Source organism: Spongiactinospora sp. 9N601, assembly GCF_044326295.1.
GTDB lineage: Bacteria > Actinomycetota > Actinomycetes > Streptosporangiales > Streptosporangiaceae > Spongiactinospora > Spongiactinospora gelatinilytica.
Genome location: NZ_JBIRBB010000022.1, coordinates 121,991 through 137,550, shown reverse-complemented (window position 1 = coordinate 137,550; position 15,560 = coordinate 121,991). Strand labels below are relative to the sequence as shown.

The following is a 15,560-nucleotide window of genomic DNA, read 5'->3' as shown; positions in this document are numbered from 1 at the left end:
GCGGGCGGGGTTCACGGGCGGGACTACGGGCGCTCGGTGTTCTTGTCGGTCCAGCCCGCCTGCTCGATGGCCACGCGGAGCAGCGGCTTGTCACCGTCGAGCATCTCGTACTGGAGGAGTTCGGCCGTCTTCTCGTCGAAGGTCAGCCGGACGACGTCCCCCTCCTTGTCCTTGACCGAGAGCGCGACCCCGACCCGCCCAAGGGCGTCGGTGGCCTGGCTCTTCGCGGTGACCCCCGGCTGCTCGGCGAGGATCTTGAACAGGGCCGAGCGGGTGCCGGGCGTGATCGGGCCGGTCAGCAGGTCCTGGCTGGTCTGCCACAGATAGCCCGACTTGTCGGAGTCCGCTGCGGAGGGGCTCACCTTCCACAGCTCGTCCAGCTTGCGCGTCAGCGCCTTCTTGTCGGTGGGCAGCTTCGAGACGTTCTGGAGGGTCAGGCTCGGGTTGCCGATCGAGAAGATCAGATTGAGATCGTTCGTACCGCTGCGCTTCTTGGCCGACCTCTCCGTCAGCTTCGGCGAGCCCGCCTTCCGCCAGGCCGCCTCGTCCTCGGGGGAACCGAAGGTGACGTCCCCGTACTCCCGCACGTTACGGTTGTCGAGCCCCCGCTTCCCGGCGAACCACTTCTCCGCCGTCTCGGTCTCATACACCGCGTACGGCAGCGTTCCCTTCTTGAGCTCGTCCATCTTGCGGTAGAACTCCTTCTCCGCGGCCTTGACCGCGGCCTGATCGCCCTTGGCGTCGGCGATCTTCTTCTTGCGCTCCTTGTCGTACTCCCGCACCTTCGCGAAGTAGTCCCCCATCGCGTGGGTCAGCTTGTGCAGGGTGACCTCGCGGCGGTACCAGTAGTTTCCGGACCCGGCCGGTTCCTGCTTGGCGGTCGTGGCAGCCGCGGCCAGCAGGAAGGAGCGGGCGTTGATCGGCTCGGCCTTGACCTCGGTGCCCTTCACGGTGTCCGGGGTGTCCGCGGTGTCCGAGGTCTTCGGGGTGTTCGAGGCGACGTGCGACGAACCTGCGGGGACCGGCGTACTACCGGAGAAGACGATGACGGCCGCCGCGGCGGCGAGGCCGGTGGCCATCACACCCCCGGTCAGCAGGAACGACCGGCGCAGCCGGCGCGGGGCGGTCTCGGTACGCGAGGTCTCGGCGGCGCGGGCCAGGTCGGCGGAACGGCGGCGCATATAGGTCTCCTCGGTGATTTCGGTGAGTTTCGCAGGCTTCAGGTCGCGGAAAATACGGTCGGTCATGCGATCCTCCGGGCGGGGCGCCCCTGGGGAACTGCTCTGGTCAGGGTGGTCTCCACGCGAAGCGCCTGTTCGAGGCGTTTACGCGCACGGTGCAGCCGGACGTTGTAGGTCCGTACCGAACAGCCCATGGCCATCGCCGCCTGATCGGGCGGCAGGCCGTACCAGGTCGCGAACACCATGGCCTCCACGTCCTTCTCGCGTAAGGCCGACAGCGCCGCGAGGGCCTGCTCTCTGTCGATGACGTGCTCGGCCACGTCCCAGGTCTCCATGTCCCGAGAACTGGAAAGGGCCACTATGCGATCGACCAGCGCCTGCCGCCGGTGGCGGGAGTCGCGCTGCTTGGCCAACAGGTTGCGGGCCACCCCCAAAAGCCACGGCAGCGCCGGCTCAGGTACGTCGTCCAGCCGTCGCCACGCCACGATGAACGTCTCGCTGGCAATGTCCTCGGCCACGTCACGGTCGGCGCGCAGCAGCGTGTACCCGAGCACATTGCGGTAGTGCCGGTCGTAGAGATCTGTGAATCGCTCTTCGGGATCGTCCACACCCAGTAGTCCCTCCAGACGTTCCCGGATTACCGCGTCACTCCCGATTCGTGGAGTTCTCGGCGGCCCAGGTACCGGTCCGGCCCGCGTGGCGCAGGATGCGCTCGACGTCCCAGACGTGGTGATGGCCGTCGTGGGCGTTGTTCCGCGCGACGTCCTCGGCCCGCTGCGCGCCCCGCGTCGCGTGCCGCAGCACGACCCCCGCCGCCAACGCGGCGGTCACCTCCGCCACCCATACCTCCACCGCATGCCCCAGCGACCACAACGCCGCCGCGGGCGCGATCTCGTTGTACCTACGACCCTGCGCGACGAGATCCGGGTCATACCCGGGCACCTCCACCACCCCGGCCAGCCGGGCCCCGGCCAGCCGTTCGGCCCAGTTCCGCAGGTTGTCGGTGACATGACAGACATAACCCGCCGAAGTCCAGCCCAACTCCGGATGCCGCTCGAACCCACTCCACCCCGCCAGCACCCCCCCGAACCGCCCCGGCAACCCCCGCACCAGCTCCACCGCCGCCAACGGCGTCAACGACCACCCGAACCCACACCCACCACACGGCTCCCCATAAAGCCCCGCACCCCACTTCTCCATGCCCGGCGATCCTACGCACCCCCGCGTCCCCACCCGGACGGGCGGCCAAGCTCAGGCGTCGGTGGGGTCTGCGGGGTCGGTGGTGCGGTCGGTCAGGCGTTCGTAGCGTTGGCGGGCGGCCTGGGGGGTGCCGAGGCCGAGGCCGAAGGCGATTTCCTGCCAGGTCATGCCGCGGCCCCTGGCCATGCCGAGCAGGCCGGCTTCGAGCCGGTCCATCTCCTCGCGGGCGACGGGCAGGAGGGTCAGTGCGGCGGTGATGTCGGCGTGGTCGACCTCGGGCTCGCCGTCGTCGGCCGTCGCCACCCCACTGAGCAGGAATGACACGATCCGGACGGCCTCGTGTGGGGCGACGACCGAGGGATGGGTCTGGCGGGCGCGCTGGTCGTCGGTGGCCGCGTGGCGCTCGGCGATGCGGGCGAGCGAGGCGTGTACGCGGTGCGCCCGCACCTGGGCGGGCTGCGGCGGGGTGAAGGGATCGGTTGTGGACATAGCGACAAGGATGGGTGATGCATCGGGTTGTTGTCAACGTGACGAGTTAAACAGAGTGTTCACCTCGCCGGGCGATCTGGACAGCGCGCCCCGCAAGGGATTCAGTGATCCGTAGGTCTCGTAATGCAGGCATGTCCCACCGGCAGGGCGGCCCCGCGGGTACGCCCGGCCCGGCGCAGGGAGGTCAGGGTGGCGAGGCGTACGGCCATGCCGTTGACGGCGCGCTGCACAGCGGTGGTCGCGGCGGCGGGGTACGGCAAGACCGAGGCGGTGCGCCGCTGGCTGCGCGGAGCCTCGGTGAGCTGGCACTCACGAGTACCGCCGGCGGCGGGGGATGACAGTGGGGACTGGCTGGTCGTCGACGATCTGGTCGCGTTCCCGGCAGGGGAGGTCAGGCGGCTGCTGGGCGGTACGTCGCCGGCGGCCAAGGTGGTGATCGTCTCGCGACGGCCACCGCCGGGCGGCGCGCGACTGCCCGGCCTGCGGGTGCTCGGTCCGGCCGACCTCGCGTTGTCGCCGGAGGAGGTGGCCGCGGTACTGGGCCAGGAGTACGGCATCCGCGACGCGAACGCCGCCCGCCAGGTCCACGCCCTGACGGCGGGCTGGCCCGCGTTGGTCCATCAGGTGGGCAGGCAGTTGAGCGGGAGCGCGCCGGTGCCCGCCGAACTGGTCGCCGCGAGGCTCGCCGCTCCCGGCACGGCGCTGAACGGGTTCGTGCGAACGGAGGTACTGGCCGCGTTCCCCCCGGCGATCTGCCGACTGCTGACCGATCTGGCCTATCTGGGCCCGGTCGATGCGGAGTTATGCGGGGAGGTCGGCATCGGGAGGGCGGAGAAGGATCTGGACGTGCTGGTGCGTACCGGGCTGCTGGTGCCGGGCGGGACGGCGTATCGGCTGGTTCCACTGGTCGGGGCGGTACTGCTGGCCTGCCGCCCGCTGCCCGCCCCGGCGCGGCGGCGGCTGCTGCGCCAGGCCGCGTCCTGGTACGAACGCGCCGGACTGCCCGCGGCGGCCATCACCGCCTACCGGGGGCTCGGCGATCACGCCGCCTGCGTGCGAGTGCTGCTCACCGACGGCGAACAGGGCATCGCGAACGGCTCCGCGCCGCTGATCGCCGAGGCCGTCCGGGAGTTGCCGCGGGCGTTGCACTGCCGGCGGCTGCGGCTCCTGCTCGGCCAGGCGCTCACGGTGACCGGGCGCTTTGAGGAGGCCCTGGCCGTGCTGCTCCCCCTGGCTGAGTCGGGGATCGACGCGGCGCTGGGCTGGCGGCTGGGCAGCGTACATTGCCTGCGGGCGCGTCCGCATGAGGCGATCGAGGTCTTCGGGAGGGTCCGCCTCTCCGGCGTACCGGACCCGGCCGACGAAGCCATGCTGCACTCCTGGCACGCGACCGCCCACTGGCTGACCGGCGACCTGGCCACATGCGGCGAACTCGCCGCCCGCGCATTGGCCGCCGCCCGGCGAGTAACCGCGTGTACCGACGCCGCCTTAGACACGCCGTTCGGCACCACCGCCTGGTTCACCGCTGAGGCCGCCGCACATGCCGCGCTGGCGCTGCATGCCATGCTGTCCGGCGACCCCGCCGCCACCGCCGAGCACCATGAGCGCGCCCTGCGGCTGGCCGGGCAGGCCGGTGACCTCGTACAAGCCGTGCGCATCCACACCGACCGCTCCAGCCTGCTGCTGGACGAAGGCAAGTACGCCGATGCCCTGGCAGAGGCGCTGTCGGCGGCGGCCCTGGCCGAGGTCTGTGCCGCGGCGGCGTACCTGCCCGGCGCGCTGGGCAACGCCGCCGAGGCCCTGACCGCGATGGGACGGCTGGACGAGGCCGCCGGCCATCTGGAGCACGCGCTGTCGCTGCACCAGCACAGCGGTTCGGCCCAGGCCGCCCATCCGCTGACCGGGTTAGGCGACATCCACCGGCTGCGCGGGCAGCGCCAGCTCGCCCAGGCCGCCTACGAGGATGCCGTGCGCGTCGCGGAGTCCGCGGGAGACCTGCACGCGCTCGTGCCCGCGCTGTGCGGGCTCGCGCTGGCCGTCCACCAGGACGACCCCGAGGCCGCCGAACGGCTCGCCGCCCAGGCCGCCGCCATCGCCAGGGGTCGGCGCGCGGCGCGGGCGCTGGTGGTCTGCGGGCGGGTCGCCGCACTGAGCGGCGACCCGGTACGCGCGGTACAGACCGCCCACCAGGCCGCGGAGCTGGCCCGCCGCCACCGTGACAAGGCCGCCCTCGCCGAGGCCCTGGAGATGCGCGCGGCGGCCGAGGGCGACCCCGCGCAGGCCCGGCTCGCGCTGGCCGAGGCGCTGGCGACCTGGCAGGTCACCGGCGCGCTGCTGCACGTCGATCGGCTGCGCCTGGTACGCGGACGCCTCCCCGGCGCGACCTCCACCGAACGCCTCGCCGCCCGCCAGGCCGCCGAACGCCTCCAGGCCGCCGGCGTACCCCTCGCGCCTGTGTCGCCGGTCGTCGCGGTTCGGACGCTGGGACGGTTCGAGGTCGTGGTGGACGGCGTACCGCTGCCCCCATCGGCCTGGCAGTCCCGCAAGGCCCGCGGCCTGCTGCGCATCCTGGTGTCGCGACGGGGCAGGGCGGTCGCGCGCGAGGAGATCGCCGAGTTCCTGTGGCCGGGCGAGGAACCGGCCCGCGTCGCGCACCGGATGTCGGTCGCGCTGTCGGTCCTGCGCTCGGTACTCGATCCCGGCCGCCGGGTGGCCGTCGATCACTTCGTACGCACCGGCTCGGGATCCGTCGCCCTGGACACCTCCCAGGTCGGCATCGACGTGGAGACCTTTCTGGAGGAGGCCGAGTACGGCCTGAACCGCCCCGAACACGGCCGCGCCCTCCTGATCGCCGCCGAACGCCGCTACACCGGCGACTTCCTGGAGGACGAGCCGTATGAGGAGTGGTCCGGCGCGGTACGCGAACTGGCCCGCGCCACCTACCTGCGGGTGGTACGTACCCTGGCCGACCTCGCGCTCGACGCCGCCGACGTTGACGAGGCGGTCCGCTGGCTGCTGCGCATCCTGGGCCGCGACCGCTACGACGAGCAGTCCCACCTGGACCTGGTACGCGTCCTGCGGTCAGCGGGCCGCCACGGCGAGGCCCGGCGCGCGTATGCGCACTACCTGGCCGCCATGCGCGCGATCGACGTGGCCCCCGCCCGCGAGCCCTAGCGTCAGGGCCGCTGCAGCAGGTACGCCCCCAACTTGCTCGCGTCGAACGACCAACTGCCCGCCGACACCTGCCGCTCCTTGTGCCAGAAGCGGTACGTGAGATACAGCCCGAGCCTGTTGGCACTGGCGCGTTCGCCGACGAACCGGTAAACCTTGATCACGCCGCCCTCGTCCTTGTAGTAGTCGTTCCGCGCATCGGATGGGGGCAACTCGCTGCTTACCGCCGGCGTCAGCTCCTCAACCGACGAGAGCCCGAGCCTGAACTCGCACGCCGCGACCGTAGTGTTCAGGAAGCGCTGCTTGGTGACCCCGCCGGACAGGTAGTTCTCCTCGGTCAGCCAGTACCGCCTGGTCCAGTTGATCGCGTGCGGGCCACTGCCGCCACCGTTGGTCCGCTCTCCGATGAGCCAGTTGGTCACGGACGTACCGATCGGCGGATTGGTGCTGTGACTGCCCATGGTGCAGCGCCAGTCCAACACCGCGGCCGACGCCGGCCCCACGGCGACGAGCGTCGTAACGCCCAGCGCCAGTGCCAGCGCGACCGAGGCCGCCCGCATGATCGCCTTGTTCACTGCCAGCCTCCGAACAGGTTGGGGGGTGCATGGAGGAGTGCCGCCCCCAAGTGTCCGCCGCCACCTCACAGCCACCTCAACGCCCGATCAGTGCCGACCATCGCCGCACCTGCCGGCGTACCGGCGTACCGGCGTACCGGCGTCGATGTTCGCTTGGTCAACGAACGGCCAGGAAGAGGAGAACGGCCGCCGAGCCCGCGGTGGTGAGCAGAAAGCGTGTCACGACCAAGAAGCGGAACCAGCGGGGAAAGGCCGCGTCGGCGGCTCTGATCAACGCCTTGGCGTCGATGTCCGTGGTGCCGGACTTGCGCAGTGCGGCCTCCACGAACCGGACGACGAAAACCTGGGCGGTGGTGATGAAGCCGCCGGCGATCAGCAGGATGGGCTGGAAGATCCAGGTGAGCAGTGGCCGGTCACCCAGGTTGAGCACGGCAAGCGTCGCCAGTCCCATGGCGATCGCCATGGACACCGCCACGCTCGCGGTGCTGGCGGAGAAGTCGAGGCCGTGCTTCGTCAACACGGCGGAGTCGTGGCCCTGGCGCCGGATCTCGGTGTCGGCGGCCTGCTGAGCGGCCGGACCGAACCGGTGCCCGACGAGCGGAACGATCAGGTACGCGACGGCCAGCAGGAACTGGAGAACGACAACGATGTGCATGGAGGACACCTCACGCCGACACGGTTTTGAACTTAGTTCAACACGGTAGTGCATCACCTGAACTAAGTTCAACGCCGGTTAGGCTGAGCGCCATGCTGACCAGGGAACAGATCGTCCGGGCCGCCGTTGAGGTACTCGACGCCGAGGGCGTGAACGGGCTGAACATGCGGCGTCTGGGCGCACATCTGGGGTCGGCCGCCTCCGCGATGTATCACCATGTGGAGAGCAAGGACAAGCTGGTGGTCCTCGCCGCCGACCACGTCTTCGGCGAGATCCCGCTGCCCGAGCCGGGCAGGGACGGATGGCGGCGGGCCGCCGCGTCGCTGGCCCGTGGCACGCATGCGATGGTCGTACGGCATTTCTGGCTGATTCCGGCGATGAGCACACACCTCATCTACGGCCCCAACAAGGCGCGCTTCGATGATCGGTCCCTGGCGGTCTACGAGTCCGCCGGGTTCACCGAAGGCGAGGCCGATCAGGTGGCCGCGACCGTGCTCATGTTCGTGATCGGCGCCGCACAGGGCCAGGCGGCAGAGGCGGCCTGGCGGGCGCGACTACGCCGCAACGGTATCGATGCCGACAAGGAACTGCGCGAGGCCACCGCCGAGATCTTCGCCATCGCCCAGACCTTCCCTCGGCTTCGGGCTCGCATCGACTCTGCCGCCGCATCCGCCGAGGACCCTTTCGAGTTCGGCCTGCACACACTCCTCGCCGGGCTCGAATCGCGCCTGACCCCTGAAGATCATCACCCGCACGGCCACGACAAGACGCCCTGACCGGGCCGTTGGGGGTGGCTACCAGAGACCGGTCGCGGCCAGGGCCTCTTGGGGGGAGGAGGCGTACCGGAGGCCCGGGACGGGGCGGCCGTCCTGGTCGAGGAGGCGCCAGCCGCCGAGCTGTACGACGGGGACGTTGCCGCGACGCTTGGCCAGGGCCAGTTCGGACAGGGTGCCCCAGGAGCCGCCGACGATGATCACCGCATCGCCCGAGTTCACGATGATGTTGTTGCGGGCCTCTCCGACACCGGTCGGGATCACGATCGACAGATCGTGATTGGCCTGCTCACGGTCGGCACGGGACAAGATGCCCACCACCGTCCCGCCCGCCGTACGGGCACCGGCCGCCACGGCGGCCATGACCCCGCCGTAGCCACCACAGATCACCACCGCGCCCCGCCCGGCCAGCAACCGCCCGACCTCCCGGGCGTTGGACTCATCGTCCGGAGTACAGTCGCGAGGCCCGCACACCGACACCTGGATCGCCACACCCCGATCATCCCAGCCCCGCACTCCTCATGACAGAGAGCATTCACAACTCTCCAAGAGCCACCCGGAAATCCACAACCACGGGCAGGCCCAAGCAGGCCAGCGGGTGGGGCGCGGTCAGGCGGTGCCGCCGAGGAAGTCGGCGACTACCGGTACATTGCGATACGCATTCAGTTGACCACGAAGCCCCTTCAAGGTGGCGGTGCTCCGCGCCGAATCGATCCCACCCATCAACTTCACGACCTCTGCGGCAGTGGCCACCGCCGCGTCGAGATCGCCCAACGCCAAGTACGCCTCGGCGCGCCGGGCGAGGTAGATCACCGCGCCCCGGGTCTCCTTCGCTGGGTCATATGGGTCTTCAGCCGCGATCGCAGCGTCGAAATGGTCGAGCGCACGACGCGGTTCGCCCAGAGCCAGCGCGGCACTGCCCGCAGCCTGATGCAGCTCGCCGGCGGTCACCCAATACATCTGCGGAAGGTCATCATCGACCAGACCAGCTCTGTCGTAGGCGTTGAGCGCATCGTCGATCGCGCCGTAGGCGGCGACGGATTCGCCGAGGACGGAGTACGCGCGGGCCCGGCGAACGTGGAGGAGGGTCACCGCGCGGGGGGAGGTCATCCGTACCCTGGCGGAGAACGCACCGTTCAGAAGATCAAGCGCTCCCCGGCCATCAGCGACGGCGGCATACCTGAGGTTCGCCCAGAACGCCAGAGTGATCGCGCCCAAGTCATCATCGCCCGCCCCGGCCGCCGATCGCAGCGCGGCGATGAAGTGGCGCTCGGCCGCCGCGTGGTGTCCGGCATCGTATGCGCACCAGCCGGCCAGGCGGGATGCCTCCGCAGCACAGCCGTACAGGGCACGCCCGACTGTGTCGCTGTAAGACGCGCGCCGGAGTAGGCCGGTGATCAAACGGAGCTCGGCAGTCGCGGTGCTGTACACCTCACCCGCGCCGACTTGATCATCGAGATGGCGTAACGCGGCCAGCCGTTGATCGAGCAGGGCGACGACATCGTGGCCGACCCTGCGCCCGATCAGGGATGCGCCTGCCTGAGAGGCGGTGACCCATTGTGCGGCGAACGCGGCGAGCGCCCCGTTTCCCACGATGAGGAACTCGCGACGGTCCACGCGCCCTCCCACATCCTCCAGTACCTCCACGCTACCCGCAGGAGTCCACGGTGATTCCATGACAATTCGGTCATCATCGGTAGCGCAGAGCAGCCACGCCGGCCAGCCGCGAGAGTCCACCTGACACTGCTCGACACCGAGCACATCCGCCATGGCGCGCTGTGTGGTGGCGTCTGGAGCACAGGTGCCGTTGATCCAGCGCGACACCTTTTCCCGGCGGACGGCCATGGTGCCGTACCCCAGTTGCCGGTGACGCTGCGCGATCCGGCACAGCAGCATCTCAGCGGTCCATTTGTTCCTGGCCAGGACCACGTTCAATGGATGACGTTCAACCGGAGGCACGGGTCCTTCCCTCACGAACCCTTACAGACGTGATCCCCATTGTGGCGATTACGTCACTCATTGTGATCTCCCTACACGCGGTAGGCAACAGAAGGCAACACGGAGGCAGCGGCCCGCAACCGTGAACGTCTTTTTCCTCGACGCATCGCAAGCGAACGTGATTGCAGCGAACCATCCATCGCATCGAACCCCAGGAGGATCCATGGAGGCACGCCACGTGGTCGTCACCGGAGGAGCCGGGTTCATCGGCACGAACCTGTGCACTCGGCTCCTTCAGCACGGTGATCGGGTCACCGTCATCGACAACCTGGCCGCCGGGCGCGCACCCGGCCTGCAGGACATGCTCCACGCCTACGGAACCACCAGCCTGACCTTCCTCGAAGCCGATGTCACGGACCGTATCCACCTGGGTGAGCAGCCGGTCGACGCTGTTGTACACCTGGCCACCCTGGTCGGACCGGAGATCGTCATCCGCGAGCCCATCACCACGCTGCGTGTGGCGATCAACGGAACGCTCAACGCCTTGGAGATCGCGCACCGGCACAACGCGCGTTTCGTACTCGTGTCCTCCTCAGAGGTCTACGGCGATCCGCTGGTCCACCCACAGGCCGAGAGCTACTACGGCAACGTGGACCCCACCGGGCCCCTGTCTGGTTACGACGAGGGAAAACGCGCCGCAGAAGCATGTACTGCGGCCTACCGGCGCGAGCACGACCTGAATGCGGCGATCGTGCGACCGTTCAACATCTACGGTCCCGGAATGCATATGAGCGACCGACGAGTCGTGCCCGCGTTCATCTCGACCGCGTTGGAAGGCGGCACCCTTGCCCTGCATGGTGACGGCTCCCAGACCCGGGCACTGTGCTACGTCGACGACTTCGTCGACGGGCTGCTCGCAGTCATGAACAGTGTGGAGTTCGGCCCGTTCAACATCGGTAACCCTGGCGAGATCACCATGCGCGAACTAGCCGAGATGGTCGTCGCCGAGGTAGGCAGAGGCAGCGTGGTGACGACACCCGGCCGGGTACAGGACGCGGCGCGGCGCTGTCCGGACATCACACGAGCCAGCGAGGTCTTGGGGTGGAGCCCGAGGACCAGGCTTCCGGACGGCATCGCCCGCACCGTCGCCTGGTATCGCCGATCCACCCCCACACCGGCCAGGTGATCGCCATGCCGAGACTAGTCATCCCGGCGGCGTGGCGCACGGCGGCAGGCATCCCGACCGGGCCTCTGTGGTTCCCGGCCGGCACCGTTGGCGAGGTCCTGGAGGAGTTCCTGTCCGCCTATCCATCCCTACGGCCACGGGTGTTCACTGCCGAGGGCGCACTCGTGGCCTGGGTGAACGTGTTCGCAGGTGACTGCGACATCCGCGATCGTGGGGGATTGGCGGTAAGGCTGAGCACGGACGAGGACCTCGTGATACTGCCGTCAATGGCCGGAGGTTGACATGGAGGGCATGGTCTGGGTGCCAGGTGGGACCACCCTGATCGGCGCGCCTCAGGACCACCTGGACTCGGTGGGCGCGGCTCAGCCGTATGAGCGGGCCTGGTTCGCCGATGAGGCACCGCAGCACGCTGTGACCCTCGCGGGGTTCTGGCTGGATCGGCACCCAGTGACCAACGCGGCGTTCGCGGCGTTCACTGATGCGACCGGATACCGGACCGAGGCAGAGAGGTGCGGTCACGGTTTGACATACGTCACCTACTGGGAGGAAACCGGCGGCGCATGCTGGCGGCACCCGGGTGGCCCGGGCACTCATGTCCACGACCAGCGAGATCACCCAGCAGTGCACATCTCTCTCACTGACGCGGTCGCCTACGCCACATGGGCGGGTAAGCGCCTGCCCACGGAAGCGGAGTGGGAGTACGCCGCCCATGGCCCGGCCTGGCGAGTCTGGCCATGGGGCGACGACTGGGAGCTCGGTCGGGGGTGTACGGCTGACCAGTGGGCCGGCAGGTTGATCGACTCGCCGGAAGTGTGGCGTACATGGTGGCTGCGGTACCGGTCCCACTACGCGGATCACGTACCACCGGCCACCATGCCGGTGGGCGCGTTCAGCCCTCGCGGTGACTCTCCGTTCGGTATCAGCGACATGGCGGGCAACGTGCTGGAGTGGACCTCTTCCCGCTACCGGCTGTACGTAGGGGCAAGCGGCTATGACACGCTGTACGACCACCTGGAAGGCCGCTACTGCGTGGCACGCGGTGGTTGCTGGATGATGTGGGCGTCTCAAACCCGCACCACAGAACGAATCGCATTGGCCGACCACTACAGCAATTGGGCGACCGGGGTCCGATGTGCTGCCGACCCTTCCGGCGCACTGGCGGCGACCTGCGGCGATTCTCCATCTTCCAGTGACTGAAGACCATAAGCTCATCGCCCATGCGCACACTCGTCACCGGCGGAGCCGGGTTCATCGGCTCCCACCTCACCGACGTCCTGCACGCCCGGGGCGACACCGTCACCGTCGTGGACTCGCTGGTCATCGGCCGCGCCACCCGGCTCTCGGACGCTACGGACCTGCGGCGGATCGACATCACCGACGCCCCGGCACTCACCGCCGCGGTACGAGAGACCCGCCCCGAGGTCATCTACCACCTGGCGGCGCAGATCGACGTACGCGCCTCGGTCGCCGACCCGGCGCACGACGCCGCGGTCAACATCGGCGGAACGATCAACCTGCTTAACGCCGCCCGGGAGGTCGGAGCACGGCTGGTGTTCACCTCCACGGGTGGCGCGCTGTACGGCGCCGCCGCGGCGATCCCCTCCCCCGAGGACGCGCCGACCGAGCCCGAGGCCCCGTACGGCACCGCCAAGCTGTGCGCCGAGCAGTATCTCGCCCTGTTCAACCGCCTGCACGGCGCCAGGCACGCCGCCCTGCGACTCGGCAACGTGTACGGGCCGCGCCAAGACCCCGGCGGCGAAGCGGGAGTGGTGTCGATCTTCAGCGGAGCCGTGTACGACGGACGGCGACCCACGATCTACGGCGACGGCAAAGCGACCCGCGACTACGTCTACGTGGCCGACATCGTCGCGGCCTTGATCGCGGCAGGCGAGGCCGACCGAGCCGGGGTGTGGAACATCGGCACCGGGCGCGAGACCAGTGTCCTCGACCTGGTCGATCTCATCGGCACGGCGGCGGGCCACGAGGTCGTCCCCCACCACGCCCCGCCCCGGCCGGGCGAACTCCAGCGCAGCGCCCTCGACTCCACGGCCGCCCGGACGGATCTGGGCTGGGAACCGAAGGTCACCATCAGCGACGGCATCGCCCAGGTGTACTCCTGGGTACGCGCCGGTCACCCCGACCGTGCACCCGCGTGATCCTTCTGGAAGAAGCCAGCATCGTGATCGACCGGGCGTCACAGCAGACGAGAACTCGCGGAAACGCTGTGCTCTATAGATCTGTGATGCGGTTTTCGATCTCGCGATATCGATCGGCGGGGGCGTTTATCGGCGCGAAACAGCGGAGGCGGAGCGGGCCAGGATAGCCGGTGGGAGGTACGGGGAGGGACCACGACGCAGGCGTAATGCCGGATCAAGAACGGTACTGGGCACGGAGCGGCGGCGAGCAGGGGGCTTGCCGTACGCGCGGAGCGCGTATCCCGCCGAAGGCGGGGTACGTCGGGCGAAGCCCGACAGAGAAAGCACGGCTGAGCGAAGCGAAGACCATTAGGGGCGCGCGGAGCGCGTTTGTCGCCGAAGGCGGCCGTTGGGCGAAGCCCGATGTGGAATGAGCGGAGCAAAGGCGATTGAGACACGCCCCGCACCGGCCCCGGTTCACTCCAGGCGGTCGGCCAAGGACAGCCAGTCGGCTTCGACGGTGTCCTTTTCGGAGGCGATCTCCTTCAGTTCGGCGTCCAGCCGGCCCAGGCGTTCGTAGTCGTCCGCCGCCTCGGCCATCGCCGCGTGCAGCCCCGCCTCCCGCTCCCCCAACCGGTCCAGCCGCCGTTCCAGCCGGGAAAGCTCCTTGCGCAGCTCCCGCTCCTCCTTCGCCGAAAGCCCCTCAGCAGGGACAGCGGCAGCCACCGGCGCGGCCTCAGCCGAAGCGTCCGCGACCGCCGCCGCCCGCCGCGCCAAGTACTCGTCCACGCCCCCGGGCAGCAGCGACAGCCGCCCGTCCCCCAGCAGCGCCAGCGACCGGTCCGTGACCCGCTCCAGGAAGTACCGGTCGTGGCTGACCACCACCAGTGTCCCGGCCCACCCGTCGAGCAGGTCCTCCAGCTCGTTCAGCGTCTCGATGTCCAGGTCGTTGGTGGGCTCGTCGAGCAGCAGCACGTTCGGGTCGTCCATCAGCAGCCGCAGGACCTGCAACCGCCGCCGCTCCCCGCCCGAGAGGTCGCCCACGGCCTTCCACTGCGCCTCGCCCCGGAACCCCAGCCGCTCCAGCAACTGCGACGCCGTCCACTCGCGCTTGCCGACCTTGATGTACTTGCGGATCTCCTCGACGACCTCCAGCACCCGCCGCCCAGGGTCCAGCTCGACCAGTTCCTGGGAGAGGTACGCGAGCCGCACGGTCTTCCCCCGCACCACCCGCCCCGCGTCGGGTCGTACCGCGTCGGCCAGCAGCCGCAGCAAGCTGGACTTGCCCGACCCGTTGACCCCGATGAGGCCGATCCGGTCGCCGGGCCCGAGCTGCCAGGTGCACCGGTCGAGGACGAGCGGCCCCACGCCCGGCCCGCCCGCGTGCAGGGTGACGTCGAAGAGGTCGTAGACGGTCTTGCCGAGCCGGGCCGCGGCGAACCGTACCAGCTCCACCTCGTCCCGCACGGGCGGCTCGTCGGCGATCAGCGCCTGTGCCGCCTCCACCCGGAACTTCGGCTTGGTGGTACGCGCCTGCGGCCCCCGGCGCAGCCAGGCGATCTCCTTGCGCATCAGGTTCTGGCGGCGTTCCTCGGTGGCGGCGGCCAGCCGGGCGCGCTCCGCCTTGGCCAGCACATAGGCGGCATATCCGCCTTCGTACCGTTCGACCGCGCCGTCCACGACCTCCCACGTCCGCGTGGACACCGCGTCCAGGAACCACCGGTCGTGCGTCACGACCAGCAGCGCCGACTTGCGCCCCGCCAGGTGCCCGGCCAGCCAGTCGATGGCCTCGATGTCCAGGTGGTTGGTGGGCTCGTCCAGAATGATCAGGTCGTGTTCGCCGATGAGCAGCCGGGCCAGCGCGGTACGGCGGCGTTCCCCGCCCGACAGCTCGCCCACCAGGCCGGACAGGTCGATGTCGCCGATCAGGCCCTTGAGGATCTCCCTGATCCCCTGGTCCCCTGCCCACTCGTGTTCGGCCAGGTCGCCCAGCACGGCGGACTCCACCGTGCGGGCCGGGTCGAGGTCGTCGCCCTGGGACAGTACGCCGACGCGCAGGCCCCGGTTGTGCGTGACCCGCCCGGAATCGGGCTGTACCGTGCCGGCGATCACCGACACCAGCGTGGTCTTGCCGCCGCCGTTGCGGCCGACGACGCCGATCCGCTCACCGGCGGCGATGCCCAACGAGACCTCGCGCAGCAGCGGCACCGGACCGTAGGCGTGGGTTACCGACTCAAGATTGACCAGATTCATCGCG

14 protein-coding genes are annotated in these 15,560 nt (G+C 69.6%); 5 read left to right on the top strand and 9 right to left on the bottom strand.

Annotation, left to right across the window (positions count from 1 at the left end; translation table 11 throughout):
* Positions 1–23 precede the first annotated feature (23 nt).
* From ACH34R_RS38285 to ACH34R_RS38270, 4 genes are all read right to left on the bottom strand, one after another.
* A complete protein-coding gene (locus ACH34R_RS38285) occupies positions 24–1,247 on the bottom strand; it encodes a CU044_5270 family protein (protein WP_397566492.1) in 1,224 nt (407 codons plus the stop codon).
* On the bottom strand, positions 1,244–1,789 hold the full coding sequence (locus ACH34R_RS38280; protein WP_397566491.1) for an RNA polymerase sigma factor: 546 nt from the start codon (positions 1,787–1,789) through the stop codon (positions 1,244–1,246). Before ACH34R_RS38280 ends, ACH34R_RS38285 begins: the two co-directional genes overlap by 4 nt.
* 37 nt (positions 1,790–1,826) lie before the next feature.
* Positions 1,827–2,318: a hypothetical protein gene (locus tag ACH34R_RS38275; RefSeq protein WP_397566490.1), complete on the bottom strand. Its 492-nt coding sequence runs from the start codon at positions 2,316–2,318 to the stop codon at positions 1,827–1,829.
* Between the two features lie 114 nt (positions 2,319–2,432).
* Positions 2,433–2,870, bottom strand: a complete 438-nt coding sequence (locus tag ACH34R_RS38270; RefSeq protein ID WP_397566489.1) for a DNA-binding protein — start codon at positions 2,868–2,870, stop codon at positions 2,433–2,435.
* A gap of 189 nt (positions 2,871–3,059) precedes the next feature.
* On the opposite strand from ACH34R_RS38270, the gene ACH34R_RS38265 reads away from it, so the two are divergent.
* On the top strand, positions 3,060–6,044 hold the full coding sequence (locus ACH34R_RS38265; protein ID WP_397566488.1) for a tetratricopeptide repeat protein: 2,985 nt from the start codon (positions 3,060–3,062) through the stop codon (positions 6,042–6,044).
* A gap of 2 nt (positions 6,045–6,046) precedes the next feature.
* Here the strand turns inward: ACH34R_RS38265 and ACH34R_RS38260 are convergent, their stop codons facing one another.
* Complete coding sequence (locus ACH34R_RS38260; RefSeq protein ID WP_397566487.1) at positions 6,047–6,616, bottom strand: hypothetical protein; 570 nt, start codon at positions 6,614–6,616, stop codon at positions 6,047–6,049.
* A gap of 157 nt (positions 6,617–6,773) precedes the next feature.
* A complete protein-coding gene (locus ACH34R_RS38255; protein WP_397566486.1) occupies positions 6,774–7,271 on the bottom strand; it encodes a hypothetical protein in 498 nt (165 codons plus the stop codon).
* A gap of 92 nt (positions 7,272–7,363) precedes the next feature.
* On the opposite strand from ACH34R_RS38255, the gene ACH34R_RS38250 reads away from it, so the two are divergent.
* Positions 7,364–8,047: a TetR/AcrR family transcriptional regulator gene (locus ACH34R_RS38250; protein ID WP_397566485.1), complete on the top strand. Its 684-nt coding sequence runs from the start codon at positions 7,364–7,366 to the stop codon at positions 8,045–8,047.
* A gap of 18 nt (positions 8,048–8,065) precedes the next feature.
* Here the strand turns inward: ACH34R_RS38250 and ACH34R_RS38245 are convergent, their stop codons facing one another.
* Both ACH34R_RS38245 and ACH34R_RS38240 read right to left on the bottom strand, forming a co-directional pair.
* Positions 8,066–8,536, bottom strand: coding sequence for an LOG family protein (locus tag ACH34R_RS38245; RefSeq protein WP_397566484.1), 471 nt, complete (start codon positions 8,534–8,536; stop codon positions 8,066–8,068).
* Positions 8,537–8,653: 117 nt separating this feature from the next.
* Positions 8,654–9,979: a hypothetical protein gene (locus ACH34R_RS38240; RefSeq protein WP_397566483.1), complete on the bottom strand. Its 1,326-nt coding sequence runs from the start codon at positions 9,977–9,979 to the stop codon at positions 8,654–8,656.
* Between the two features lie 226 nt (positions 9,980–10,205).
* Here ACH34R_RS38240 and ACH34R_RS38235 point away from each other — a divergent pair, with 226 nt between their 5' ends.
* The 3 genes from ACH34R_RS38235 to ACH34R_RS38225 all read left to right on the top strand — a co-directional run bounded on the left by ACH34R_RS38235 (position 10,206) and on the right by ACH34R_RS38225 (position 13,324).
* Positions 10,206–11,168: an NAD-dependent epimerase/dehydratase family protein gene (locus ACH34R_RS38235; RefSeq protein ID WP_397566482.1), complete on the top strand. Its 963-nt coding sequence runs from the start codon at positions 10,206–10,208 to the stop codon at positions 11,166–11,168.
* Between the two features lie 282 nt (positions 11,169–11,450).
* On the top strand, positions 11,451–12,365 hold the full coding sequence (locus ACH34R_RS38230) for a formylglycine-generating enzyme family protein (RefSeq protein ID WP_397566481.1): 915 nt from the start codon (positions 11,451–11,453) through the stop codon (positions 12,363–12,365).
* A gap of 20 nt (positions 12,366–12,385) precedes the next feature.
* On the top strand, positions 12,386–13,324 hold the full coding sequence (locus tag ACH34R_RS38225; RefSeq protein ID WP_397566480.1) for an NAD-dependent epimerase/dehydratase family protein: 939 nt from the start codon (positions 12,386–12,388) through the stop codon (positions 13,322–13,324).
* Between the two features lie 456 nt (positions 13,325–13,780).
* Here ACH34R_RS38225 and ACH34R_RS38220 read toward each other — a convergent pair whose 3' ends face one another.
* Positions 13,781–15,556: an ABC-F family ATP-binding cassette domain-containing protein gene (locus ACH34R_RS38220; RefSeq protein WP_397566479.1), complete on the bottom strand. Its 1,776-nt coding sequence runs from the start codon at positions 15,554–15,556 to the stop codon at positions 13,781–13,783.
* Positions 15,557–15,560 lie beyond the last annotated feature (4 nt).